Genomic DNA, 22,708 nt, shown 5'->3' on the forward strand with positions numbered 1-22,708 from the left:
CCTTCTACACCCGCGGCAAGGTCATCACCTCCCGCTGGCCCGAACCCACCCACGCCTCCGGCGCCTCCTACAACTTCCCCTCCAACTGACCACCCGCCCAACTACCTAGCAGTAGATGTCGTTATGAGCCCTCATAACGACAACAAATGCGAGTCAGTTGGGCTGCGGCCCCCGGTGGGGAGCAGTCAACGTTAAGGATTGAGCAATGACAGAGAACAAACTCATCATCGGCACGGCCCCGGACTCCTGGGGCGTCTGGTTCGCGGATGACCCCAAGCAGACCCCGTGGGAACGCTTCCTGGACGAAGTGGCTGAGTCCGGCTACAAGTGGATCGAACTTGGTCCCTACGGCTACTTGCCGAACGACCCCACCCGCCTCGCCGAGGAACTCAAGCAGCGCGACCTCAAGGTTACGGCCGGAACGGTCTTCACGGCGTTCCACCGCGGCGCCGCACAGTACGAGGAAGCCTGGGAGCCGGCACGCAAGGTGGCCGAGCTGACCGCGGCCATGGGCGGCGAACACATCGTGGTCATCCCAGCCATGTGGCGCGACGACGTCACGGGCGAGGCTGTGGAGAGCGGGGAACTCACCGAGAAAGCCTGGAGCGACCTGTTCGCCGGCCACAACCGCATGGGCAAAGTGCTGCTGGAAGACTTCGGGCTCAAGCAGCAATTCCACTCCCACGCAGATTCCCACGTCGGCGCCCAGGCCGATATCGAAACGCTTCTGGCGTCTACCGATCCCCAGTACCTGAACCTGTGCCTGGATACCGGGCATGCGGAATACTGCGGAGCGTCCAGCCTGGAACTGATCAAAAACTACCCGGACCGGATCGGCTACCTGCACCTGAAGCAGATCAACCCGGAAGTCTTGAAGAAGGTCAACGAGGAGAACATGACCTGGGCCGCTGCCAACCTGGCCGGTGTCATGACCGAACCGCCGAACGGACTGCCGGATCTTCGCGCAGTCATCGAAGCCGTTGAAGGACTTAACCGCCCGATCTTTGGCATTGTGGAACAGGACATGTACCCCGTGGCCTTCGACGTCCCGATGCCCATCGCCAAGCGCACCCGAAACTACCTGCTCTCGTGCGGCTCCCGCACGACTGTCAACTAACGCTGCCTCTCAAGCACAGACAACTAAGGACAGAAACAATGACTGACATTCTCCGCGTGGCCGTCATCGGCGCAGGCCGCATGGGCGCCGACCACATCAAGCGGCTCAGCACCCGCATCCACGGCGCCGAGGTGGCCGCCGTCGTCGACGTCGACCTCGCCCGTGCGCAGGCCGCCATCGCAGGGATCGACGGCGCCGTCGCCCTCGCCAGCGCCGATGAGGCCCTCAACAACGGCGACGTCAACGCCGTGCTGATCGCCACGCCCGGTTTCCTGCACGAGGAAATCCTGTACAAGGCACTGGAGAAAGACTTCCCGATCCTCTGCGAAAAGCCGCTGACTCCGGATGCCGAAAGCGCTTGGAAGGTTGTCCAGGCCGAAACGGCACTCGGCCACAAGCGCATCCAGGTGGGCTTCATGCGCCGCTTCGACGCCGAATACGCCGCCTTGGGTTCCGTGATCCGCGATCGTGAACTCGGCGAGCTGCTCATGCTGCACCACCAGCACCGCAACCCGGACACTCCTCAGGGCTTCACCAACGAGATGCTCATCAACGACTCCGTGGTCCACGAATTCGATGCCATCCGTTTCTTCACGGGTGAGGAAATCACCTCTGTGCAGGTCCGCCTGGGCAAGGCGACGCGCAATGCCCCGAACGGCCAGCACGACCCGCAGCACGTCCTGATCGAGACGGAGTCCGGTGTCCTGGCCGACGTCGAAATTTACGTGAACGCCAAGTTCGGCTACGAAGTCGCCACCCAGGCGTCCTTCGAGGACGGCATTGTGAGCATCGGTGGCGACGGCGGTCCTTACGTCCGCAGCGCCGGCCGCTGGGGCGGCAAGGTCACGCCAGGTTTCGAAGAGCGTTTCGGTGCCGCGTACGACGTCGAGGTCCAGGCTTGGGTTGACGCCGCCCGCCGCGGCGAAATCGGCGGCCCCACCGCCTGGGACGGCTACGCCACCGCTGCGTGCTGCGAAGCCGGCGTTGAAGCCCAGAAGTCGGGCGAAAAGGTTGCGGTACAGCTCAACACCAAGCCTGAGCTGTACAAGTAGGAGTGACCATGAAGATTGCCCTCGATCCCACACCGTTCCACCACAGCCACAGCCTGCTGGAGTTTCCGCGGCTGGCCGCCGACCTCGGCTACAAGTACCTCCAGCTGACCCCGCACGCGGACTTCATCCCGTTCTTCAACCACCCGAAGGCCGACGACGAACTTGTGGGCCAGCTGAAGAAAGCCTGCAAGGACGCCGACGTCGAGATCGCCTCGGTGCTTCCCGTTCTGCGCTGGTCCGGACCGGACGAAGACGCCCGCGAGGCCGCTGTCCGTTACTGGAAGCGTGCCATCAAGATCACTGTTGATCTTGGCGTGCAGACCATGAACACCGAATTCAGCGGCCGCCCGGAGAAGGCAGAGGAGTCGGAAAGGGCCTTCTACCGCTCCATGGAAGAGCTGCTTCCGATCATCGAGCGCGAGGGCCTGGACGTCCTCATCGACCCGCACCCGGACGACTTCGTGGAGGACGGACTCGCCGCCCTGCGCGTCATCCGGGGCGTGAACTCGCCTAACATCGGCATGGTCTACGTTGCGTCCCACACGTTCCACATGGGCAACAAGGCGCTCGACATCATGCGGGCCGCGGGGGACAAGCTGCGCCTGGTCCACGTGTCCGACACCATGGACCACCACGCCTCGCACGGGCTGCGCTACATCACCAACCCGCCCGGAAACGCCGTGCGCGTGCACCAGCACCTCAAGATCGGCGACGGCGACGTCAACTGGGACGAGTTCTTCGGTGGACTCAAGGAAATCGGCTTCCTGGACAAGGACAACACCGTCATGGTGTCCAGCGTCTTCGCCGAGGACGACAATGCCAACGAGGTGTCCCGCTACCAGCTGGAGACCATGGGCAAGTACATCGCGAAGGTCCAATAAGGGCATACAACAAAGGGGGGCGGCGACTCTATCGCCGCCTCCCTTTGTTGTGCTGGCTACCGAAGCAGGGACGCCAGGCAGGTGTTGTACCCGGTCATCACTTCCTCGAAGCTAAGCAGTCGCGGCCTGCCGTGAACGTCGCTTGTTTTGGAAAATGGAGGGAGTCCCTCTGGGGAGCACAAGATTGGTTCGCAGGTGCGCCCGGCGGCATTCAGGGTGGCGATGCCCCAAGGATGAACGGCCTGTGTGACAGTGATGCCGATGGTATTCAGCGGGTCGGTGAGGAGGTTGCGGGTGACCGACTTCCAAGTGGCAAGGAAGGATTCGCGGAGCATTTCGATCTTGTCGTTGTCTTCAAGGTCGTAGGTCCGGAGCAACTCCTCGGAGAGTGTGTCCCATTCCTCGGCGGACCGGACGAGCAGGTGGGCGGCCCGGATACGGGCGCTGGTTTCGTTCAATGAAGGCATTGGTCTTCTTTCAAGGATGGGGCGGACCGGCTGCGGCTGGACCGGTTTACGGGGTCTTGCCGGGGTTGCGTGCGCTGGCGGCGCGGGCGACGTGGCTTCGGGCATGCTCCACGGCGGGGCCCAGTTCGGTGAAGAGGTGTTTGTGGTGGCGAAGGGAGTCCAGAACCCCCACCTGGGTGACGAGCCTAAGGTGGCGCTCCTGGATCCCTTTGATTAGCACGGTGATTCCGCGGCGTTCCAGGGCCTGGACGATGTCTGTGATGGTTCTGGCACCGGTTGCGTCCAAGATCTGCAGCTGCGACATGCGGATGATCACGACGTCGACGTTCCGGATGGCGCTGACCCGCTCCAGGACGCGCTCGGCAGCGGCGAAGAATAGGGCTCCGTCGAGACGAAACACGGCGATGTGCTCGTCCCCTTCGTGGACCGGGCCGGGGATTTCTTCCCGGTGCACACCGCTGGACCGGACTAGGGCACGCAGGGCGAAGAAGGCAGCGACGGCGATCCCGATCTCCACGGCCTCGATCAGGTCGAAGGACACGGTAATCAGTGCGGTGACGAAGAACACGACCGTGTCGGCGCGGGTTGATCCGATCACGCTGCGCAGCGTCTTGAGGGAGACCATGCGCGTCGCGGTGACCATCAGCACCCCTGCGAGCGCGGCAAGGGGGATGCGGGAAACCGGGCCGGTGGCCAGGTACACCACGGCAAGCAGGACCAGCGCATGGGTAATGGCGGCGAGGCGTGTCCGGCCCCCGGAGCGAATGTTGACTGCTGTGCGGGCGATGGCACCTGTGGCCGGCATGCCGCCGAAGAATCCGGACGCGACGGACGCGAGGCCCTGGCCCAGGAGCTCACGGTCCGCGTCGTAGGGGCCGGTATCGGAGATCGACGCCCCGACCCGTGCCGAGAGCAGTGACTCGATCGCGGCCAGGGCTGCGATCGTAGCCGCGGACCCGGCCAGCGCGGTGATCGTCGCCAGGTCCAGGGAGGGGATCATCGGGACCGGCAGGGAATCGGGCAGGGCTCCGATCCGGGTCACCGGCAGGTCGAGGAACTGTGCGGCCACAGTGGCAATGATGATCGCGATGAGCGAGCCCGGGATCCGAGGGTGGATCCGCGGTGACGCAATCATGATGACCGCCACCAGAGCCACCACGGCAACCGGGGCAAGGACCGAGGCAGGGGACACGGTGCCGATGGCCTGGATCGCCGAGATGACAGCGTTGCTACTGGGCCCTGGCTTGGTGCCGAACGCGGCAGGGACCTGCTGTAAGAAAATGATTACCGCGATTCCGACGGTGAAGCCCTCAATCACCGGCCAGGGCAGGAGCGTCACGACCCGCCCGAGTTTGAGTAACCCGGCGGCCACCACTATGACCCCGGCAAGGACCGAGACCGCAGCCAGCGCCCCGAGCCCATGGGCGGCGATGATCGGGCCCAGAACCACGACCATGGCGCCGGTGGGTCCGGAGACCTGGATATTGGAACCACCGAAGACGGCCGCGATCACGCCGGCGATCACGGCGGTGATCAATCCGCTGGCCGCACCCGCGCCGGAGCTGACTCCGAACGCGAGGGCCAGCGGCAGCGCGACGATGCCGACCGTGACCCCGGCAACCAAGTCTCCTTTCCAGGTACCGGGCAATAGCGCGTAATCCTGCCGCCCTGGCAGCAAGGCCCGGACCGCGACTAGGGCCTTCACAGGGTGCTGGCCGCTGCGGCTGACGCGGGTGCAGTCGCTTCTGAGGTCTCAAGCTGCGCCCGGGTGGCGTGGAGCATGTCGTTGAGCAGCAGTCTGGCGACGGTGAGGAGTTCCGCGACCTGCGGGTACGCCAGGGTATAGAACATCTGCAACGCCCGTCGTTCTCCCTTGACCAGGTGATATCGGCGCAGTACCGACAGATGCTGGGACAGGTGCGAGGCCTCCAGGCCCGTTGCGGCCAGAAGCTCTGTCACCGACACCTCGGGCGCCGCCGACAGCAGCTCCAGTACCCGGATCCTGACCGGGTGGGCCAGCCCCTTGAACAGATTGGCCTTCACCTCATACAGCGGTGCCCGGAAATCCGCGAACTCTTCCATGACTACCTCCCTGGCCCAGACCACGAGTCTTTGCTTGACTATTTTATGGATTCATCATCCAGTGTAACAAGGGCTGGAACGGAAGCCCTGCGGGCCAACAAAAGGAGGGCTTCATCCGAAATCGGATGAAGCCCTCCTTTGCAGTTCGAGGAACCTCCTACGCCGTAACCTTCAGCGACGCCGTGAGCGCTGCGTCTGCGTCACGCAGGACCTTCGCCGCCACTTCGAGCCCTTCGATCCGGCCGAGGGAAGTGTCTTCGTGCTCGATGTTGACGAGCATGCCGGGGTCCACCTCGTGAAGCGCGCGCAGGAACTCGGTCCAGTAGGCGGTGTCGTGCCCGCGGCCGAGGGCAACGAAGTCCCACGCGGAGTTCTTGGGCCACTCGTTGGCCCATTCGTCGCCGCCGAGGTTGGTGCGGTTCTCATCCGGCGAGAGGCGTCGGAAGCTGTTGTCGAGAACCCCGTAGAGGGAGGCATTCGCGGTGTTGACGCGGACGTCTTTCGCGGCTGCCTGGAAGACCAAAGGCCCGAGTTCGCGGACCACGGCTACCGGATCCATCTGCTGCCAGAACAGGTGCGAAGCATCCAGTTCAACGCCCACATGGGTAGCTCCGGTGAGCTCGATGAGCTTGTGCACGTCGGCGGTGTTGAACACGATGTTCTGCGGGTGCAGTTCGAGGGCCACCTTGACGCCATGGTCGGCGGCCAGGTTATCGGTCTCGCGCCAGAACTTCGCCGCGACGTCCCATTGGTAGTCCAGCACATCCAAAGCCGCCGAATTCCAGGCGTTGACGATCCAGTTCGTCACGGTCGCGCCGGGCTCACCGCCGGGCAGGCCGGACATGGTGACCACTCGACTCTGGCCGAGACGCTCTGCAAGCCGGATGGAGCGGCGGATGTCCTCGGCATGCTTCTCGCCGATCTCGCGCTTCGGGTGCAAGGGGTTGCCGTTGCAGTTCAGCCCCGCAATCGCGACGCCGGTCCCCTCGAAGATCGCGAGGTAGTCGTCGCGGGCGGCATCCGATACAAGAATGTCGTCGAAGGCGGGGACGTGCACGGCTGGCAGGAATCCGCCGGTGTTGATCTCGATGCCGGTCAGACCTAGGTCCGCGATGACCTTCAAGGCCTCGGGAAGCGGGCGGTCGTGCAGGATTGCGTTGTAGACGCCGAGTTTCATAGCGTGATCGTCTTTCCGTTGTTGAGTGCGGATTCCGCGACGGCACCGAGCAGTTCCATGTTGCGGACGCCTTCATCGAACGTGGCGCAGCGGGGGAGGGACTCGGCCTCGGGAAGGCCGGCAACCTCTTCGAGGAACGCCCGGGCCTGGTAGCCGAAGGCATCGTTCTGGCCGAAGCCGACTTCGGGGGCGTCCATGGCGAGGCCGCCGGCGATGTAGGGGTGGCCCGGGCCGAGGATGACCTGGCGGTAGCCGTTCTCGTTGCCGGAGCCATCGTTAAGGAACAGCTGGATTTCGGAGGGGCGGCGCTGGTCGAACTTGGCCGCACCGTTCTCGCAGAACACTTCGAAGTTGAGGCTGTTGGCGTGGCCGGCGGCAACGCGGGAGACTTCGAAGCTGCCGGCGCCGGTTTCGAACTCTGCGTTGAAGGCGGCGTAGTCGTCGTTCTCCACGGCCTCGAAGGTGTCGCTGACAGCGGCGTGGTCGTGGCCCATTACGGCGGCGAGCGGCAAGGGGCGTTTGTCGATGACGGTGCTCAGGCGGCCGCCGCTGATGGACTTGATGTCGCCGCACAGGAACTCGGAAACGTAGGCCAAATGGCTTCCGACGTCGGCCAGTGCGCCGGAACCGGGGCCGCCTTTGTAGCGCCAGCTCATGGGAGCCGACGGGCTGAAGCCGTAGTCGGTCCAGTAGCGGCCGCTGAAGTGCAGCACCTTGCCGAGGACACCAGTGCGGATCAAATCGCGGATGTAGGCAATGCCGGGCGTGCGGCGGAACGTGAAGCCGATGCGCGCGATGCTCGAGGCGTTGCGGGCAGCATCGGCCATAGCGCGGGCATCCTCAAGGGAGTCGCTCAGCGGCTTCTCGCAGAGGACGTGCTTGCCTGCGGCCAGGAGTCCCTCGACCACCTCGCGGTGGAGGGAGTTCGCGATGACGACGCTGACGACGTCGATATCGTCCGCTTCCGCGATCGCTTGCCATGAGGTGTCATTGCGTTCGTAGCCGAAACGCCGGGCAGCGAGGGACCCGAACTCCGCGTTCACGTCGCCGATCGATACGAGGCGCACCGGCGGAAGCACGGGGCTATAAAGTGCAGACGCTGTGCGGTAGGCCGCCGCGTGTGCCTTGCCGGCCATTCCTGCGCCGATGACGGCGACCCCTAGGCTCTCAGCCATTGATTTCTCCTTCGAAATTCAGCCTGGGTGTCGAGCACACCGGGGCATTTTGGAGCGCTACAATTTAGCACTGGACTTACAGCGTAATCATGTGAGTATGTCCTGTCAATGTCTTGCGAATACCCTTGACGGCAGAGGAGAAAGGTTCCCGAACCATGAGTGCGACAAGTCCTAAAACCCGCCGCCCCACCATCTATGACGTAGCCAAGCTGGCTGGCGTCTCGCCGTCGCTGGTGTCCTTGGTCCTCCAGTCGCCGGAAAGGGTCAGCGACAAGCGCCGCCAAGCTGTCCAGTCGGCAATGTCTGAGCTCGGCTACCGTCCCAGCAGGGCCGCGACCACGCTGGCGAGCAATCGGACCAAGAGCATCGGCCTGCTCATTGACGACTACAGGAATCTTTGGTTCGTCGATCTCCTCAGGGGAATGGAGTCGGTACTTTCGGAGCTCGGTTACCACGTCACGCTGGCCGACTCCCAGCCCGGCGAAAACCGCATCAAGGAAGCAGCCGACGGACTTCTTGCCATGCATGTTGACGCGCTTGTCATCGCCGCAGAACCGAGCGATTCCATGCTGGCCAGGACGTGGGTTCCCACGGTGGTGGCCGGGTGGCGCAAGGGGGTACCGGTCGGTGCCGACCTCATCACCAACGACGACGACGGCGGCGGCGGCGTGGCCGCTGACCACTTGCTGGGGCTCGGTCATACCCGCATTGGCCATCTCTCAGGGTCCGACGGCGCGTCAGCCCATCGGCGTGCCGGTTTCCGGCGGCAGATCCAGGCGGCCGGCGTCGAACTCCTGATTGCCGAGTCCAAAGGTACTTCGGAGGAGGACGGCTACGCCGCGGCTTCTTGGCTCCTGGACCACCACCCGGACACGACGGCGATCTTCGCGGCCAACGACACCATGGCCGTGGGCGCCTTTGCCGTCCTCAAGGCCAGGGGCCTTCGCGTGCCCGGCGACATTTCGGTGATCGGCTATGACAATTCCCCGTTGGCCAAGTCGAGGTACTTGGACATCACTTCCGTCGACAACCGAAGCGACGTTGTCGGAATTAATGCTGCGCACAGGCTGCTCGCCAGGATTGAAGACCCCGCCATCAAGCCCGAGCGCACCCTGATTGATCCCGTCCTGGTGGTCCGCTCGACAACAGCGCGCCCCGCACCTTAATCCGGATCTGACGGTGATCACCGCGACCATCTCACGTAAAAACATCCTAATGTCAGGACAAAGTATTGACATATGTGAGGCTAGTCACCATGATCTGTGTAGAGGGCTTTGAGCTCCTGCAGAGTGGCAGGGCCACAACCCCAATCAAAGGAGATAAATCGTGAAGAAGTTTTCCTGGCGGAAGGCGGCACTCGTTGCGGCCGTCGTTCCGATGATGGCTCTTAGCGCTTGTTCCAGCCAAGGCGGAAAGCCGGCTGACACCGCCAACGCCGCCGGAGGCGGGCAAGCCGTCAGCACTCCGCGCATGAAAGTCGCCCTCATCACCCACGCGGCAGCAGGGGACACGTTCTGGGACATCGTCCGCAAGGGTGCAGAAGAAGCGTCTGCGAAGGACAATGTTGAGCTTCTCTACACAAGCGACCCCGAAGCCGGGCGCCAGGCCCAGCTCGTCCAGCAGGCCATCGACCAGAAGGTTGACGGTATTGCTGTCACCCTCGCCACCCCGGACGCCCTCAAGGACGTCCTCAAGAAGGCCACCGATGCCGGCATCCCGGTGGTGAGCCTCAACGCTGGTGAGGGCGTCTCGGCACAGCTCGGGGCTTTCACCCACTTCGGTTCGAATGAGAAGCTCGCCGGCGAGGCCGTCGGAACCAGGCTCGCGGCACAGGGCTTCAAGCACCCGGTCTGCGTGATTCAGCAGCAGGGCCACGTCGGCCTCGAAGCACGGTGTGCCGGCGTCAAGGCGAAGGTGCCCGGAACTGAGATCCTGTACGTCGATGGCAAGGACATGACGGCGGTCCAGTCCACCGCCACCGCGAAGCTCCAGGCAGCCAAGGATGCAGATGTCATCATCGGCTTGGGCGCGCCGATCACCCTCACGCTCCTCAAGTCCGTCACGGACGCCAGCAGCTCGGCCAAGGTTGCCAGCTTCGACCTGAACGCGGACCTCGCCCAGAAGATCGTGGACGGCTCTGTGATCTTCACAGTGGACCAGCAGCCGTGGCTCCAGGGCTACATGTCCGTCGACTCCCTGTGGCAGGCCAAGCGCGGAGGTTTCAAGCTCGGTGGCGGCCAGCCCGTCCTGACCGGTCCCACCATCGTGGACAAGTCCAACGCCTCCGACGTTCTCAAATTCGCCCAGCAGGGCGTCCGCTAGATCCAGGATTCTGGCCGCGCGGCGGGCGACCGCCGCGCGGCCTGACCAACAAGGAGTTCTTCCTATGGCAAACACAGCAACCCTGCCGCCGGCACCGGCTTCGGCCCCCGGCGATGAGCGGATCGGACGCCGTAGCCCGGTCCAGAAGTTTCTGGGCAGGCCCGAAGTCGGCGCCCTCGTGGGGGCGGTCGTCCTCTTCATCTTCTTCGCGTCCGTGTCCCAGACGTTCACGCAGCCAAACGCGCTCGCGACCGTGCTGTATGGTTCCTCGACGATCGGGATCATGGCGGTGGGGGTGTCGCTGTTGATGATCGGCGGTGAGTTCGACCTTTCCACCGGTGTGGCCGTGATTTCCTCGGCCCTGACGGCTTCCCTGTTCAGCTGGTATTTCTCGATGAACGCGTGGGTCGGCGTCGTGCTGGCGCTCGTCGTTTCACTCGGCATCGGCTTCATCAACGGGTGGATCCTGGTCAAGACGAAGCTGCCGTCCTTCATCGTGACGTTGGCGACGTTCCTGATGCTCACGGGCCTGAACCTGGCCCTGACCCGGCTGATCGGCGGGTCCGTGTCCTCCCCGTCGATTTCGAAGCTGGATGGTTTCGAGTCGGCGCACGCGGTGTTCGCGTCCTCGATCAGCATCGGCGGGGTCGAGGTGAAGATCACGGTGTTCTTCTGGATCATCCTGGTCGCCATCGCGTCCTGGGTCCTGCTGCGCACGAAGGTGGGGAACTGGATCTTCGCCGTGGGCGGGGACGCGAACGCGGCCCGGGCGGTGGGGGTGCCGGTGACGAAGACGAAGATCGGGTTGTTCATGGCGGTCGGGTTCTGCGGCTGGATCCTGGGCATGCACAACCTCTTCGCCTTCGACGCGGTGCAGTCCGGTGAGGGCGTGGGCAACGAGTTCCTCTACATCATCGCCGCGGTGATCGGCGGCTGCCTGCTCACCGGCGGCTACGGTTCCGCGGTGGGCGGGGCGATCGGTGCGTTCATTTTCGGGATGGCGAACAAGGGCATCGTGTACGCGCAGTGGAACCCGGACTGGTTCAAGTTCTTCCTGGGCCTGATGCTGCTGCTGGCCACCATCGTGAACCTCATCGTCAAACGCCGCGCAGAGCTCAAGTAAAGGGGCGGACCAATGAATGCCAAACAGATCGACCAGCAGACCCTGCTCCGGGACGAAAAGGACCCGCTGACCCACACCCCCGTGCACCTGCTCTCCCTGGACGGGGTGGGCAAGCACTACGGGAACATCATCGCCCTGCGCGACGTGACGATGGCCGTGGACAACGGCCGGGTCACCTGCGTGCTGGGGGACAACGGCGCGGGCAAGTCCACGCTGATCAAGATCATCGCCGGCCTGCACCAGCACGACGAGGGCGTGCTGCACGTCATGGGCGATGAGCGGAAGTTCAACTCCCCCCGCGACGCCCTGGACGCGGGCATCGCCACCGTGTACCAGGACCTGGCCGTGGTCCCGTTGATGCCGATCTGGCGGAACTTCTTCCTCGGCTCGGAACTGACCACCGGGTTCGGGCCGTTCAAGTCCATGGACGTCCAGAAGATGAAGGACATCACGCTGAAGGAACTGGCCCAGATGGGCATCGACCTGCGCGATGTGGAACAACCCATCGGCCAGCTCTCCGGAGGGGAGCGCCAGTGCGTCGCGATCGCGAGGGCCGTGTATTTCGGGGCGAAGGTGCTGATCCTGGACGAACCCACGGCCGCGCTGGGCGTGAAGCAGTCCGGCGTCGTGCTCCGCTACATCCTGCAGGCCCGCGACCGCGGGCTGGGCGTCATTTTCATCACGCACAACCCGCACCACGCCTTCCCGGTGGGTGACCGGTTCCTGCTGCTCAAGCGCGGCAAGTCGATCGGCTACTACGACAAGAAGGACATCACCCTGGACGAACTCACCGCCCAGATGGCCGGCGGCGCGGAACTGGCAGAACTCGCCCACGAACTCGAACAGCTCGGCGGGCACACGGAGGCCCTCAAGGAAGTCCAAGCCGAAGTCGCCGGGGTATCCGAAGTGACCGACGTCGCCGGCGCTGCTGACGATTCAAGGGAAAGCAGCCCGCGGCACGCCTAGCGCGCAGGAGACCAGCGCGGACGGAGACGGGGGTCCGCCGGAAAGCGGATGGGCCCCCGCCCGCCATGCCACCGCCGGAATGTGAACAAGAAGTAGACGGGAAGACAGCATGCCGATCCGGGTAGGCGTTATCGGCGCCGGCGTCATGGGCGCAGACCACATCAGAAACCTCTCCACCACTATCAGCGGGGCCGAAGTCACCTTTGTGGCTGACCTCGACGCCGGACGTGCGGCAGCCGCGGCGCCGCCGTCCGCACGCATCACCACCGATCCTTCCGAGCTGATCAACTCCAGCGAGGTTGACGCCGTCGTCGTCGCTTCACATGACTCCACCCATGCCGGACTGGTGCTGGAATGCTTCGAAGCAATGACCCCGGTGCTGTGCGAAAAGCCGTTGGCTCCCACGCTCCTGGAAAGCCGCGAAGTGGTGGAGGCCGAAGCCGATCTCCTTGCAGCAACGGGTGCCCGGTTGCTGTCGATGGGCTTTATGCGGCGGTTCGATCCCGGCTACGTCGCGCTGCGCGAAGCCACCCGGGCACGCACCCAAGGCGAGCCTTTGCAGGTCCACTGCATTAGCCGGACGGCGTCCGCGGGACCGGGCGCGAGCTCGGAATCCGCCATCACCAATTCGGCCATCCACGAGCTCGACATCATCCCCTGGCTGCTGGACTCGCCTATCACCGAGGTGTCCTGGCAAGCGGGGCGGAGTTCCCGGCACAGTACCGGTGATCTACGGGACCCGGCCTTTATGCTCCTGCGCGCGGCCGACGGCACCCTGGCCACCCTCGAACTCTTCCTCAACGCACAGTACGGCTACACCACGCGATGCGAGGTCGTGTCAGAGTTCGGCACCGCCGCACTCCCGGAACCGGCCGCCCTCGATGTCCGGCAGGAAGGGAAGCGCAGTTCCGAAATCCCCGCAGACTGGCGTCCACGCTTCGCCGACGCTTACCGCTTGCAACTTCAGGCGTGGATCTCAGCCCTCGAAAAGGGAGAGCCTGCGCCGCTCGCAACCGGTGAGGACGGTCTGCGGGCGTCGCAGCTGGCACAAGCGATGATCCGCTCGCTCCACAGCGACGGGGCATACACGAAGGTGGTCTACTGATGGTTTCATCCGGGCTGCCAGTATCAAGGGTCCCGGATTCCCGCGATGCTCCAGCGTTGCGCTGGGGGATCATGGGCCCGGGGTGGATCGCCGAACGCTTCACGGAATCGGTGCAGGCCCACTCAACGCAAGTGATCGCCGCCGTCGGCTCCCGTTCCTTGGAACGGTCCAAGGCGTTCGCGGACGCTTTCGGCGTGCCCGCCGCCTATGGGAGCTACGAAGAGCTGGCCACGGCTCCGGACATTGACATCGTGTACGTATGCACGCCGCACAATTTCCACCACGCGCCTGCCGTGCTCGCCATCGACGCCGGCAAACACGTCCTGATCGAGAAACCGATCGGTCTGAATGCTGCGCAGGCGCGGGATATCGCCGCGCAGGCCAAGGCAGCTGGCGTCTTCGCCGCCGAGGCCATGTGGAGCTTCTTCCTTCCGAAGTTCGACGTGATCCGGCAAGTGCTCGACGCCGGGACGCTGGGTACCGTGACAACGGTCCTCGCGGAATACGGCGAGCACTTCGAACCCAGCCACCGCATCTTCGACCCCGCACTGGCTGGTGGGCCTCTGCTGGACCTGGGCACCTACCCGCTGGCACTCATCACCGAGATCCTGGGCGCGCCCGAACGCTTGAGCGCCTTCGGCCAGCCCCACGAATCGGGTGTCAACGCCCAGCTCTCCGCCATTATGCAATTCCCGGGCGGAAGCCAGGCCGTGATGAATGCGCACCTGCACAATTTCACCACCACCGCGGCAACGATCGTTGGTTCCGAGGCCACGTTGACCATCGACGGCCCCTTCAACATGCCCGGCGGTTTCGAGATCCGGTTCCCGGACGGCACGCGGCTTCGCCACAACGAAGCGACTGGCGGGCATTTGGAGGGCTTGCATTACGAAGCAGCAGCGGTGGCCCGCGCCATCGCCGCCGGTGAGATGGAAACCCCACAACGGCCCTTGGCGTCCTCCATCCGGACGATGGACGTCGCCGATGAAATCCGCCGCCAAGTGGGCATTGAATTCCCGGGCGAAGGCAACGTCCCCGCCTGAGCAATTGTTGTACTGACTATCGAAAGGACGGGCCCATGGCCTACATCGAACAGCATTCAGCCGGTCTTCCCACGCCCGTGCGGCTTGGCCTCATAGGCTCCGGCTGGATGGGAGCGTTCCATGGCGAAAGCATAGCCCGCCGGGTTCCCGGTGCGGTCCTGGCCGCCGTCGCCGATCCCAACGTGGACTCCGCGGCGTCCGTGGCTTCCCAGCTTGGTACGGCGAAGGTCACCGCAGACGCCGCGGACATCATGGCGGATCCGGACATCGACGCCGTGATCATTGCCAGCCCGGCACGCTTCCACGCTTCCCTGATTGCCCAGGCCGCAGCTGCGGGCAAGCACGTGTTTTGCGAGAAGCCCGCCGCGCAGAGCCTCGAAGAGCTCGACGCCGCCCTCCGCGCCGTCGAGACCGCAGGGGTACATTTCCAGATCGGATTCAACCGCCGCTACGCCACCGACTTCCAGGCCGCCAAGAAGGACCTGGCCGAAGGAATCGTGGGGGAGCCGCAGCTCTTGCGCTCGTTAACGAGGGATCCCGGCACCGGGAGCATCGGACATGCAGCCAGGATTCCGGCCTGGACGATTTTCCTCGAAACCCTCATCCACGATTTCGACACCCTGAACTGGTTCAACGAAGGGGCCGAGCCGGTGGAGGTCTACGCCGTCGCGGACGCCCTGGTGGAACCGAGCCTGCGTGATCAAGGATTCCTGGACACCGCCGTGGTCACCATCCGCTACAGCAATGGGGCACTGGCAGTGGCCGAGGCCAACTTCAGCGCGCTTTACGGCTACGACGTCAGGGGCGAAGTCTTCGGCTCCAAGGGCATGGTGCAGGCTGGACGGCATACTGAAACGGCTGCCCTGAGGTACACCGCCGAGGGCCTCTCCGCGGAGACTCCGAGGCTCAACGTGGAACTGTTCCGGGATGCCTATACCGACGAACTTGTGGACTTCGCGGCGGCAGTCCGCGCGCGCCGCGACGGCGCGCAACCGCCGTCGGGCGCTTTCACCCTCACCCCGGGAGCCGCTGACGCGCGGCGCGCCCTGGCGATGGCTTTGGCCTGCATCGAGTCGGTCCAGCAAGGCGGACCGGTGGCCGTTACGGCTGTTTCGAGCAACAGCAAGGCGGGTGTCTGATGCGGCTGGCAGTTTGCGCCGAGATGGTCTTCACGGAGTTGCCGTTCACCGAACGGGTACGTCGGATCCATGAGGCCGGATTCGACGTCGAACTCTGGGACTCGAGGAACAAGGACATTGCGGCGCTCAAGGCGAGCGGCGCGGTCTTTTCCTCCATGACCGGGTACACCTCCGGGAGCCTGGTTGACGCTGACACCGCCGATGACGTGGTGAGGACGGCGGAGATGCTGATTCCGACGGCCTTGGAGCTCGGCGTCAGCCGCATGGTGGTGCACTCGGCGGAGCTGATCGACGGCAAAGCAGCCCGTCCCGTCTACCGCTCCAACGGCAGCATGTGGATCACGGGTGCCCGGACCCTGGAGCGACTTGGCGCGCTCGGGGAAAAGCACGGACTGACGTTTTGCCTCGAAAACCTCAACACCGTGCTGGACCACCCCGGAATTCCGCTGGCCCGGGCCAAGGACACCCTCGCGCTTGTGGAGGCGGCCGGACATCCCAACGTGAAGATGATGCTGGACCTGTACCACGCACAGCTGGGGGAGGGGAACCTCATTGAACTGGTCCGCACCGCCTTGCCGCACATCGGCGAGATCCAAGTGGCGGATGTCCCTGGGCGCTGCGAGCCCGGCACCGGCGAAATCAACTACGTGGCTGTGGCCCGGGCGCTCGTCGCTGCGGGCTACGAAGGCACCGTCGGCATGGAGGCATGGGCCAGCGGCGACGACCTGGAGGCGCTTGAGGCGTTCCGCCGGGCGTTCACGCCTGGCGTCGCGGAATCCCAGGACGATTCAGCTTTTTCAACGGAGGCAGCACTATGAAGGATGTCGTTCTCGGGCTGGTTGGAGTAGGGCGGATCGGCGTGATGCACGCCAACAACATCGCGGCCCTCAACGGGGAACTGAATGGACAAGGCATCAACGTGGAGTTGCGGCTCACGGATGTGGCCGCAGAACACGCCCGCAAGGTGGCGGCCGGTCTCGGCGCCGAGTTCCTGCCGTCGGTAGAGGACTTGATCGCCTCCGGAGTGGATGGCTTGGTGATCGCGACCGGAACGGGCACGCACCCGGAACTGATCCGAGCTGGGGTGGACGCCGGTATCCCGGTGTTCTGCGAGAAGCCCGTGGCCATGAATGTGGCCGATTCGCTGCCTGTCCTGGAACATATCCGCGCCAACGATGGTGTGGTGCAGATCGGCCACCAGCGTCGCTTCGATGCCGGTTACATCGAGGCCAAGCGCGCCTACCAGGCGGGGGAGCTCGGCTGGATCCACTCGCTGCGCGCCGTGACCTGCGATATGGCTCCGCCGCCCGTGGAGTTCCTGGCAACGTCCGGCGGGCTGTTCCGTGATTGCTCGGTCCACGACTTCGACATCCTGCGCTGGCTGACCGGCCGCGAGATCGTGGAGGTCTATGCCAAGGGTTCCAACAATGGTGATCCCGCCATCGGAGAAGTGGGCGATGTGGACACCGCCTTGGCTCTGATCACGTTCGACGACGGGACGGTTGGCACAGTCTCGGCCACCCGTTACAACGGCGCAGGGCATGACGTCCGCCTCGAAATCCAGGGCTCCAAGCGTTCCCTCATGGTTGGCCTGGACGACAAGACAGCCATGGAGTCAGCCGAGGCCGGGATCGCCTTCCCGTCCGGAGAACCCCACAAGACCTTCGCCGAACGCTTCGACCAGGCCTATCGCTCGGAAATGGCGGCCTTCGTTGAACTGGTCCTGGGCCAACGGGACAACCCGTGCACCCCGGAGGACGCCGTCGCAGCTTCCCGGGTGGCGGATGCCGCGCAGGAGTCGCTGGCAAGCGGGGTCCCGGTCAGGGTGGCGCTGGTGACGGCCTAAGCCTGCTAGGCGATCACCGGCCCCAACTAACTAGCAGTTGTTGTCGTTTTGACGGCTCATAACGACAACAACTGCTTGGGCCCACGCCGCCAGGGTTCCCTGGCCGTGGGGCCCCGCCGGCGAGGGCCCCAGCCTGAGCTTGCGAAGGTTGGGAGCCGGCGGGGACTTGCGAGGCGAGGGTGGCGGTGGGGATTGGGTGTGCGGACTCCTTAGGCGCCGAAAGGCAATCGGGGGTCGATGTCTTGTCCGTCCCAGCCCTGCCGCACCCACCCGTGGTGGGGGTCGTCGCTGATGAGCCATTCGCGCACGGGTCCCGGGCCGGCCATGACGTTCAGGTAGTACAAGTCATAGCCGGGAGCTGCCATGGCGGGGCCGTGCCAGCCGTAGGGAACAAGAACGACGTCGCCCGTGCGGACTTCCGCGGCCACGTCGATCGGGCGCTCATCGGAGGCGTAGACGCGCTGGTAGCCGATCGCGTCTGCATCTGCGGGGGCGCCGGAGCCATCCGCCACGCGGGTCTCGAAGTAGTAGATCTCCTCGAGTTGCGTTTCGCCGTCCTTTTCCTCGTCATGCTTGTGCGGGGGATAGGAAGACCAGTTGCCCGCGGGGGTCAGCACTTCGCAGACGATGAATCGGTCCGCCTCGAGGGCGGCTGGGGTGCCGAAGTTGTGGACCTGGCGCGAACAGTTGCCTGCTCCACGCAACTCCACCGGGGTTTCCGCGGCGGTCACGAGCCTGGTGGGGTACGAGGCGTTGGCGGGGGCGGTCGCGACGGCGACGCGGCCGCCGTCGGGCGAACTGATGGTGACGGCAGCGTTCGTGCCGGAATACAGGACATCGCTAGGGCCATGGAAAACCGACGCCCGCCCCGCAAGGGGATACTCGACGTCGTCGACCGTCACCGTAAAGGCGCCGTTGAGCGGCACAATGATCCGCTCTTCAGCTGCGGCGGGGAGCTCGACGGCGGCGCCCGCGGCGAGCGTGGCGACCTTGAGCCCGGTGTGGGCCCAACCGTCCACGGTCAAGGCGGAATCGGAAGTTCCGAGCGAGATGTCCCAATCGCCGTCGTTGGCGGTTCCCAGTGGATAGACCCAGTTGGCCATGAAGTTATGTCCTTGCGTTAGCGCTGTACGAGTGTCATTTCAAAGCTGTAGGAATCGGCCCGGTAGACGTGGTGGCCGGTCTCCACCATGCGTCCGGTGTCGTCGACGGCGGTGCGTTCCATGGTGACCAAAGCCGAGCCGACTTCCGCCTCCAAGAGCGGCGCCTGGTAGTCGTTGGCGATCATGGCGCCGATCCGCTGCGAAGCGAGGCGGAAGTTGACGCCGCCGCGGCGGAGGATGGCGTAGAGGCCTTCCTCGGCGAGCATGGCCTCGTCCATGGTCGCGATGTCGTCGCGGACCCAGTTCTCCATGAGCGCCAGCGGCTTGCCGCCCACTTTGCGCAGGCGGGTGAAGTGGTAGACCTTGGAGCCGGCCGGAAGCTGGAGGGCTGTCAGCGTGGCGGCGTCGGCCTCCATGTGCGAGAAGCTGAGGACCTGCGTTGTGGGCTTCTTGCCGTTGTTGGTCAGGTCGTCGTAGAGGCTGGAGAGTTCCAGGGGCCGGCGGACCTGGCTTGACACCACCTGCGTGCCGACGCCGCGCTTGCGGACCAACAGGCCCGAGCGGACAAGTTCGTCCATGGCCTTGCGCATGGTAGGCCGCGACAGGTTGAGCTGGGCGGCGAGGTCTATCTCGTTGTCCAAGCGGCTGCCGGGCTCCAGGACTCCGCTGTGGATGGCGGCCTCGATGCCCTGGACCACCTGGTGGTACAAAGGCACAGGGGAAGAACGGTCGATAGTGAGGCCAAGTTGATTCGCCATTGCATGCTCCCTCGCATTCCGGGACTGTCCCGGAAGTCACAAGCATGTCCGCTCATGTTCGCTTGATAGGACATACTGCTTTACTGATGATAGCAGGAGCATTGTGCGGGTCAAGGGTGCCGGAGGCACGTTTATTGAGCCGTTTCAGGTCTCTTGTTTGGGACATGTCCAGACATCAGGACCAGACCTCGCGCCCTCAGCGGCGGGTGCGCCTTTCGGCGTCGCGCGCCTTCAGCGGCGGCGTCGGGCGCTGCTGCGTTGACGGACGTAGCCGACGGCGGCAAGCACGGCGCCCAGTCCCTCGGCGACTGCGCTGAGGGTCTTCTCGAAAAACCATACGGGCTCGTACATGGACGGGAGCGGACCGATGGCAGGTATGTCGACATAGCGGTAGAGGAGGACCGCTATGAAGGCGCTTCCAGCGACGACCACCGCGGCGGCGTAGGCTGGCCGACTGCCGCGGACCAGGACATACAGGGCGACAAGAATTGCGACCGCGCCCTCAAGGCGGAACAGATTGCCTTCCCCGATTCCGCCGGGGGCACCCAATTGGTAGCCGGAGGCGAGATCGAAGTGCACCAGAGCGTCGATGACCATGGCTGCCGCCACAAGCAGTCGCAACAGGATGTCCTTGGGCCTGCGGCTCATCGGCTTGCGGCGGGCCGCTTCACGAGTGCTCATTTCAGGGTCCTCATTTCACGCACGCTCACTTCACGACCAGCGTTCCGTGCATGTTGGAGTGGTAGGCGCAGTGGTAGGGGTAGCTGCCCGGCGTGGTGGGCGCGGTGAACTGGGCTGTCCCGCCCCCGCCGTCGACGGCGGCGTCGAAGGCCTTTCCGTCGTCCGAGGTGACAGTGTGGGCCTGGGCGTCCTCGTTCCTGACGGTGATTTTGCCGCCAGGGCTGACCGAGACGGGTCCTTGATAGCCGAAGTCCTTGATGGTGATGGTGAGCGATTGGGAGGTCCCGGACGGCGGAGCAGTCGACGACGCGGCGGAAGGCGGGCTCGAAGACGCGCCCTGATAGCCGGTTCCGGACGCTCCGCAACCGTTCACGCCGATCAGGGCGGCCGCTCCTACGACGGCCATCAAGGCCTTGGCGTTGTTCCTCATGATTCGTTCCCCGCTCCTCGTGTCCGGTGGCGAGAACGTGCTTGCCACATTGATGAGACGAATTCCGGAGCCGTCAGGTTCACGGGCGCGGGAAATTGATTCTGGCGGGCGGAGGCTGCCGTCTCCATCACCCCACGGGACGCAGCGTCCTGCAGACTTCCACGAAAGCCTTGAACGGGGCGAGCCGTTCCTCGTCGGGCAGCTGCGAGGCCTCGGGATGCCATTGCACGGATGCCACCCAGCGCTGCGGGTCCTCGAGGGCCTCCACGGTCCCGTCCTCCGCGACCGCCGTGACCACCAAGCCATCGCCTACCCGCGCCACGGCTTGGTGATGTCCCGAAGCAATCCGTACCGAGTTCCGTGAGCCATGGAGGCGAGCGACCTTTGAATGCGGTGAAAGTTCGACGTCGTGCCACGCCCAGGCACTTAGCTCACCTTCCGCCGGGGTCAGGCCGTTATGCTCCACCAGTGAGGGATGCATGTCCTGGATGAGCGTCCCGCCGTAGACCACGTTGAGGAGCTGGTGGCCGCGGCAGATGCCGAGGGTGGGTAAACCGGCGTCGAGCGATCCACGGGCGACCGCCAGGTCCAATCGATCCTGGTCAGGGTTGACGTCGTAGCAGGCTTCAGTCGCTTCTTCGCCGTAGAGTCGCGGATCCAGGTCCCCGCCGCCGGGCAGCAGGACGCCGTTGAGGGAACGGAGCTCGGCGGCCAGCTGGCCGGCTTCGTCGGTGAAGGAGGCGTCCAGCAGTACGGGCTCCGCGCCGGCGTCGCGCACCAGTTCGACGATGAAGTCGAAGAGTTCATTCGCCTCTCCCACGCGGGCATCCGCGTCTTCGGAGCTGCTGAGGCGGACGGGAATACCGATCCGGGGCCGGACGCTGCTCTGCTGTTCGGAAGTCTGCATGCTCCATGATGCACTGGCCGGGCGACTCCTGCGCAACGGGAACCGCGGGCTTACGCTGATGCCATGAATCCGTCCCGCGCCCTGACTCCCAGTCCCCGCACGCTCGACATTGAGAGCGTGGCCCATTTCGACAGGCTTCTGAGCTCCGGTGCCGTGACGATGCACGGATGGCACGCCCAGTCGCTGGACCTGCGGGGCCGACGGGCGGACCTGCAGCGGCTCGATCCGCAAGGCGCCATCTTCCTGGGCTGTACCTTCGATGACGGCGTCGAGGACTCGCTGCGGAGCCGCGGCGCACTCATCTTTCCGAAGCTGCGCGGAGTACCGTTCAACCCGTACCGGGGCAGCCTCTACAGCGCCGCCGAACTATACGAGGACATCGACTCCACGGAGTACGAAGCCACCCTGGACGCCCAGGTCTACCACTGGAGCATCATGCCGGGGCAACGGACCAGCTTGGACGCCACCCTCGCCGCCGCGCTGCACGACCACGCCATCGGGGACGCCCTGGACGAGCTCCTGGGCAATGGGGATTTCGCAGGGAACAAGATCGTGGGAGTCATGGGCGGGCACGTCGCCCAACGCGGAACCACGGACTTCCACGACGCCGCGCGCCTGGGACGGCTCTTGGCCTTGTCCGGCTTCACGGTGGCCACCGGGGGAGGCCCGGGCGCCATGGAAGCCGCCAATTTCGGCGCCTACTTGAGCGGCCTGCCCGACGCCGACTTCGCCGTCGCGCTGAAATCGCTCGCGGCGGTGCCGGGTTTCCGCCCCTCGGTGACGGCCTGGGCGCGGGCGGCGGCCGCCGTCGTCGGGCACCATCCGCGCGGAACGACGTCGCTGGGCATCCCCACGTGGTTCTACGGGCACGAGCCACCCAACCTCTTTGCCACCCACATCGCCAAGTACTTCGCCAACTCCATGCGCGAAGCGATCCTGCTGGAACTATGCAACGGCGGGATCGTGTTCCTCCCGGGCTCAGCCGGCACTGTGCAGGAAATCTTCCAGGACGCGTGCGAGAACTTCTACGGCGCCCCGGAAACCGTCACGCCCATGGTGCTCGTGGGGCGCGACCACTGGGAGCACAAGTATCCCGCGTGGCCCATGTTGCAGAGCCTTGCTGCCGGGAAAGTGATGGAGGGCCGGATCTTCCTGGTGGACAGCGTCGAGGAAGCGCTCGCCGTCGTCGCGGGCTAACTGCGTGGGTTCCGCCCGGCTGGCCCAACTGACTCGCATTTGTTGTCCTTATGGCGGCTCAAAACGACAACGGCGTGGGCCCACACCGCCAGGGTTCCCTGGCCGTGGGCCCCACCGGCGTGGGCCCCTGCCTGAGC

Annotated in this window: 23 protein-coding genes; 13 read left to right on the top strand and 10 right to left on the bottom strand. The window is 64.9% G+C overall.

Features of this window, described 5'->3' with window-relative positions; translation table 11 throughout:
- Positions 1-205 precede the first annotated feature (205 nt).
- From ACFVTG_RS23430 to ACFVTG_RS23440, 3 genes are read left to right on the top strand one after another with little or no spacing between them, the layout of a single operon-like run.
- Entirely contained in the window at positions 206-1,117 is a 912-nt protein-coding gene (locus ACFVTG_RS23430) for a sugar phosphate isomerase/epimerase (RefSeq protein ID WP_284756046.1), read from the top strand.
- Between the two features lie 38 nt (positions 1,118-1,155).
- Complete coding sequence (locus tag ACFVTG_RS23435; protein WP_284756044.1) at positions 1,156-2,169, top strand: Gfo/Idh/MocA family oxidoreductase; 1,014 nt, start codon at positions 1,156-1,158, stop codon at positions 2,167-2,169.
- 8 nt (positions 2,170-2,177) lie between these two features.
- Complete coding sequence (locus ACFVTG_RS23440) at positions 2,178-3,050, top strand: sugar phosphate isomerase/epimerase family protein (RefSeq protein WP_390283162.1); 873 nt, start codon at positions 2,178-2,180, stop codon at positions 3,048-3,050.
- A 56-nt stretch (positions 3,051-3,106) separates the two neighbouring features.
- Here ACFVTG_RS23440 and ACFVTG_RS23445 read toward each other — a convergent pair whose 3' ends face one another.
- From ACFVTG_RS23445 to ACFVTG_RS23465, 5 genes are all read right to left on the bottom strand, one after another.
- Positions 3,107-3,517, bottom strand: coding sequence for a hypothetical protein (locus ACFVTG_RS23445; protein WP_284756041.1), 411 nt, complete (start codon positions 3,515-3,517; stop codon positions 3,107-3,109).
- Positions 3,518-3,563: 46 nt separating this feature from the next.
- Positions 3,564-5,222 (bottom strand): SulP family inorganic anion transporter, encoded by a 1,659-nt coding sequence (locus ACFVTG_RS23450; RefSeq protein ID WP_390283165.1) that lies wholly within the window; start codon positions 5,220-5,222, stop codon positions 3,564-3,566.
- Positions 5,219-5,599 (bottom strand): metalloregulator ArsR/SmtB family transcription factor, encoded by a 381-nt coding sequence (locus ACFVTG_RS23455; RefSeq protein ID WP_284756037.1) that lies wholly within the window; start codon positions 5,597-5,599, stop codon positions 5,219-5,221. Before ACFVTG_RS23455 ends, ACFVTG_RS23450 begins: the two co-directional genes overlap by 4 nt.
- A 157-nt stretch (positions 5,600-5,756) precedes the next feature.
- Complete coding sequence (locus tag ACFVTG_RS23460) at positions 5,757-6,776, bottom strand: sugar phosphate isomerase/epimerase family protein (RefSeq protein WP_390283167.1); 1,020 nt, start codon at positions 6,774-6,776, stop codon at positions 5,757-5,759.
- Complete coding sequence (locus ACFVTG_RS23465) at positions 6,773-7,951, bottom strand: Gfo/Idh/MocA family protein (RefSeq protein ID WP_390283169.1); 1,179 nt, start codon at positions 7,949-7,951, stop codon at positions 6,773-6,775. Before ACFVTG_RS23465 ends, ACFVTG_RS23460 begins: the two co-directional genes overlap by 4 nt.
- A 155-nt stretch (positions 7,952-8,106) precedes the next feature.
- Between ACFVTG_RS23465 and ACFVTG_RS23470 the strand changes: the two genes are divergently transcribed.
- From ACFVTG_RS23470 to ACFVTG_RS23510, 9 genes are all read left to right on the top strand, one after another.
- Positions 8,107-9,117: a LacI family DNA-binding transcriptional regulator gene (locus tag ACFVTG_RS23470; RefSeq protein ID WP_390283171.1), complete on the top strand. Its 1,011-nt coding sequence runs from the start codon at positions 8,107-8,109 to the stop codon at positions 9,115-9,117.
- A gap of 160 nt (positions 9,118-9,277) precedes the next feature.
- Positions 9,278-10,273, top strand: a complete 996-nt coding sequence (locus ACFVTG_RS23475) for a substrate-binding domain-containing protein (protein WP_284756031.1) — start codon at positions 9,278-9,280, stop codon at positions 10,271-10,273.
- Positions 10,274-10,337: 64 nt separating this feature from the next.
- Positions 10,338-11,396: an ABC transporter permease gene (locus tag ACFVTG_RS23480; protein WP_390283173.1), complete on the top strand. Its 1,059-nt coding sequence runs from the start codon at positions 10,338-10,340 to the stop codon at positions 11,394-11,396.
- 12 nt (positions 11,397-11,408) lie between these two features.
- Positions 11,409-12,362: an ATP-binding cassette domain-containing protein gene (locus ACFVTG_RS23485; protein WP_390283175.1), complete on the top strand. Its 954-nt coding sequence runs from the start codon at positions 11,409-11,411 to the stop codon at positions 12,360-12,362.
- A gap of 109 nt (positions 12,363-12,471) precedes the next feature.
- Positions 12,472-13,467 carry a Gfo/Idh/MocA family oxidoreductase gene (locus ACFVTG_RS23490; protein ID WP_390283177.1) on the top strand — a complete coding sequence of 332 codons (996 nt, stop codon included), beginning with the start codon at positions 12,472-12,474 and terminating at the stop codon, positions 13,465-13,467.
- Positions 13,467-14,510, top strand: coding sequence for a Gfo/Idh/MocA family protein (locus ACFVTG_RS23495; protein WP_390283179.1), 1,044 nt, complete (start codon positions 13,467-13,469; stop codon positions 14,508-14,510). The genes ACFVTG_RS23490 and ACFVTG_RS23495 overlap by 1 nt, the downstream gene beginning before the upstream one ends.
- 35 nt (positions 14,511-14,545) lie before the next feature.
- Complete coding sequence (locus tag ACFVTG_RS23500; RefSeq protein ID WP_390283181.1) at positions 14,546-15,649, top strand: Gfo/Idh/MocA family oxidoreductase; 1,104 nt, start codon at positions 14,546-14,548, stop codon at positions 15,647-15,649.
- Positions 15,649-16,467: a TIM barrel protein gene (locus ACFVTG_RS23505; protein ID WP_390283183.1), complete on the top strand. Its 819-nt coding sequence runs from the start codon at positions 15,649-15,651 to the stop codon at positions 16,465-16,467. The genes ACFVTG_RS23500 and ACFVTG_RS23505 overlap by 1 nt, the downstream gene beginning before the upstream one ends.
- Entirely contained in the window at positions 16,464-17,495 is a 1,032-nt protein-coding gene (locus tag ACFVTG_RS23510) for a Gfo/Idh/MocA family oxidoreductase (RefSeq protein ID WP_390283185.1), read from the top strand. Before ACFVTG_RS23505 ends, ACFVTG_RS23510 begins: the two co-directional genes overlap by 4 nt.
- Before the next feature lie 209 nt (positions 17,496-17,704).
- Here the strand turns inward: ACFVTG_RS23510 and iolB are convergent, their stop codons facing one another.
- The 5 genes from iolB to ACFVTG_RS23535 form a co-directional block, all read right to left on the bottom strand.
- Positions 17,705-18,598, bottom strand: coding sequence for a 5-deoxy-glucuronate isomerase (gene iolB, locus ACFVTG_RS23515; protein ID WP_284751405.1), 894 nt, complete (start codon positions 18,596-18,598; stop codon positions 17,705-17,707).
- Positions 18,599-18,615: 17 nt separating this feature from the next.
- Entirely contained in the window at positions 18,616-19,356 is a 741-nt protein-coding gene (locus ACFVTG_RS23520) for a GntR family transcriptional regulator (RefSeq protein ID WP_059388160.1), read from the bottom strand.
- A gap of 231 nt (positions 19,357-19,587) precedes the next feature.
- Positions 19,588-20,037: a hypothetical protein gene (locus ACFVTG_RS23525; RefSeq protein WP_390283188.1), complete on the bottom strand. Its 450-nt coding sequence runs from the start codon at positions 20,035-20,037 to the stop codon at positions 19,588-19,590.
- A gap of 25 nt (positions 20,038-20,062) precedes the next feature.
- Positions 20,063-20,467, bottom strand: a complete 405-nt coding sequence (locus ACFVTG_RS23530; protein WP_390283190.1) for a cupredoxin domain-containing protein — start codon at positions 20,465-20,467, stop codon at positions 20,063-20,065.
- 127 nt (positions 20,468-20,594) lie between these two features.
- On the bottom strand, positions 20,595-21,374 hold the full coding sequence (locus tag ACFVTG_RS23535) for a gamma-glutamyl-gamma-aminobutyrate hydrolase family protein (protein WP_390283192.1): 780 nt from the start codon (positions 21,372-21,374) through the stop codon (positions 20,595-20,597).
- 63 nt (positions 21,375-21,437) lie between these two features.
- On the opposite strand from ACFVTG_RS23535, the gene ACFVTG_RS23540 reads away from it, so the two are divergent.
- Positions 21,438-22,571: an LOG family protein gene (locus ACFVTG_RS23540; protein ID WP_284751409.1), complete on the top strand. Its 1,134-nt coding sequence runs from the start codon at positions 21,438-21,440 to the stop codon at positions 22,569-22,571.
- Positions 22,572-22,708: the final 137 nt, after the last annotated feature.

The sequence above is a fragment of the Arthrobacter sp. NPDC058127 genome, from assembly GCF_042884555.1.
Lineage (GTDB): Bacteria > Actinomycetota > Actinomycetes > Actinomycetales > Micrococcaceae > Arthrobacter.

Excerpts from the sequence above, each read along its gene's own strand:
- ACFVTG_RS23535 (WP_390283192.1), bottom strand. The coding sequence starts at position 21,374 with ATGCAGACTTCCGAACAGCAGAGCAGCGTCCGGCCCCGGATCGGTATT.
- ACFVTG_RS23440 (WP_390283162.1), top strand. The coding sequence starts at position 2,178 with ATGAAGATTGCCCTCGATCCCACACCGTTCCACCACAGCCACAGCCTG.
- ACFVTG_RS23435 (WP_284756044.1), top strand. The coding sequence starts at position 1,156 with ATGACTGACATTCTCCGCGTGGCCGTCATCGGCGCAGGCCGCATGGGC.
- ACFVTG_RS23430 (WP_284756046.1), top strand. The coding sequence starts at position 206 with ATGACAGAGAACAAACTCATCATCGGCACGGCCCCGGACTCCTGGGGC.
- ACFVTG_RS23480 (WP_390283173.1), top strand. The coding sequence starts at position 10,338 with ATGGCAAACACAGCAACCCTGCCGCCGGCACCGGCTTCGGCCCCCGGC.
- ACFVTG_RS23445 (WP_284756041.1), bottom strand. The coding sequence starts at position 3,517 with ATGCCTTCATTGAACGAAACCAGCGCCCGTATCCGGGCCGCCCACCTG.
- ACFVTG_RS23500 (WP_390283181.1), top strand. The coding sequence starts at position 14,546 with ATGGCCTACATCGAACAGCATTCAGCCGGTCTTCCCACGCCCGTGCGG.
- ACFVTG_RS23525 (WP_390283188.1), bottom strand. The coding sequence starts at position 20,037 with ATGAGCACTCGTGAAGCGGCCCGCCGCAAGCCGATGAGCCGCAGGCCC.
- ACFVTG_RS23455 (WP_284756037.1), bottom strand. The coding sequence starts at position 5,599 with ATGGAAGAGTTCGCGGATTTCCGGGCACCGCTGTATGAGGTGAAGGCC.
- ACFVTG_RS23460 (WP_390283167.1), bottom strand. The coding sequence starts at position 6,776 with ATGAAACTCGGCGTCTACAACGCAATCCTGCACGACCGCCCGCTTCCC.
- ACFVTG_RS23490 (WP_390283177.1), top strand. The coding sequence starts at position 12,472 with ATGCCGATCCGGGTAGGCGTTATCGGCGCCGGCGTCATGGGCGCAGAC.
- iolB (WP_284751405.1), bottom strand. The coding sequence starts at position 18,598 with ATGGCCAACTGGGTCTATCCACTGGGAACCGCCAACGACGGCGATTGG.
- ACFVTG_RS23465 (WP_390283169.1), bottom strand. The coding sequence starts at position 7,951 with ATGGCTGAGAGCCTAGGGGTCGCCGTCATCGGCGCAGGAATGGCCGGC.
- ACFVTG_RS23520 (WP_059388160.1), bottom strand. The coding sequence starts at position 19,356 with ATGGCGAATCAACTTGGCCTCACTATCGACCGTTCTTCCCCTGTGCCT.
- ACFVTG_RS23530 (WP_390283190.1), bottom strand. The coding sequence starts at position 20,467 with ATGAGGAACAACGCCAAGGCCTTGATGGCCGTCGTAGGAGCGGCCGCC.
- ACFVTG_RS23470 (WP_390283171.1), top strand. The coding sequence starts at position 8,107 with ATGAGTGCGACAAGTCCTAAAACCCGCCGCCCCACCATCTATGACGTA.
- ACFVTG_RS23505 (WP_390283183.1), top strand. The coding sequence starts at position 15,649 with ATGCGGCTGGCAGTTTGCGCCGAGATGGTCTTCACGGAGTTGCCGTTC.
- ACFVTG_RS23495 (WP_390283179.1), top strand. The coding sequence starts at position 13,467 with ATGGTTTCATCCGGGCTGCCAGTATCAAGGGTCCCGGATTCCCGCGAT.
- ACFVTG_RS23510 (WP_390283185.1), top strand. The coding sequence starts at position 16,464 with ATGAAGGATGTCGTTCTCGGGCTGGTTGGAGTAGGGCGGATCGGCGTG.
- ACFVTG_RS23540 (WP_284751409.1), top strand. The coding sequence starts at position 21,438 with ATGAATCCGTCCCGCGCCCTGACTCCCAGTCCCCGCACGCTCGACATT.
- ACFVTG_RS23485 (WP_390283175.1), top strand. The coding sequence starts at position 11,409 with ATGAATGCCAAACAGATCGACCAGCAGACCCTGCTCCGGGACGAAAAG.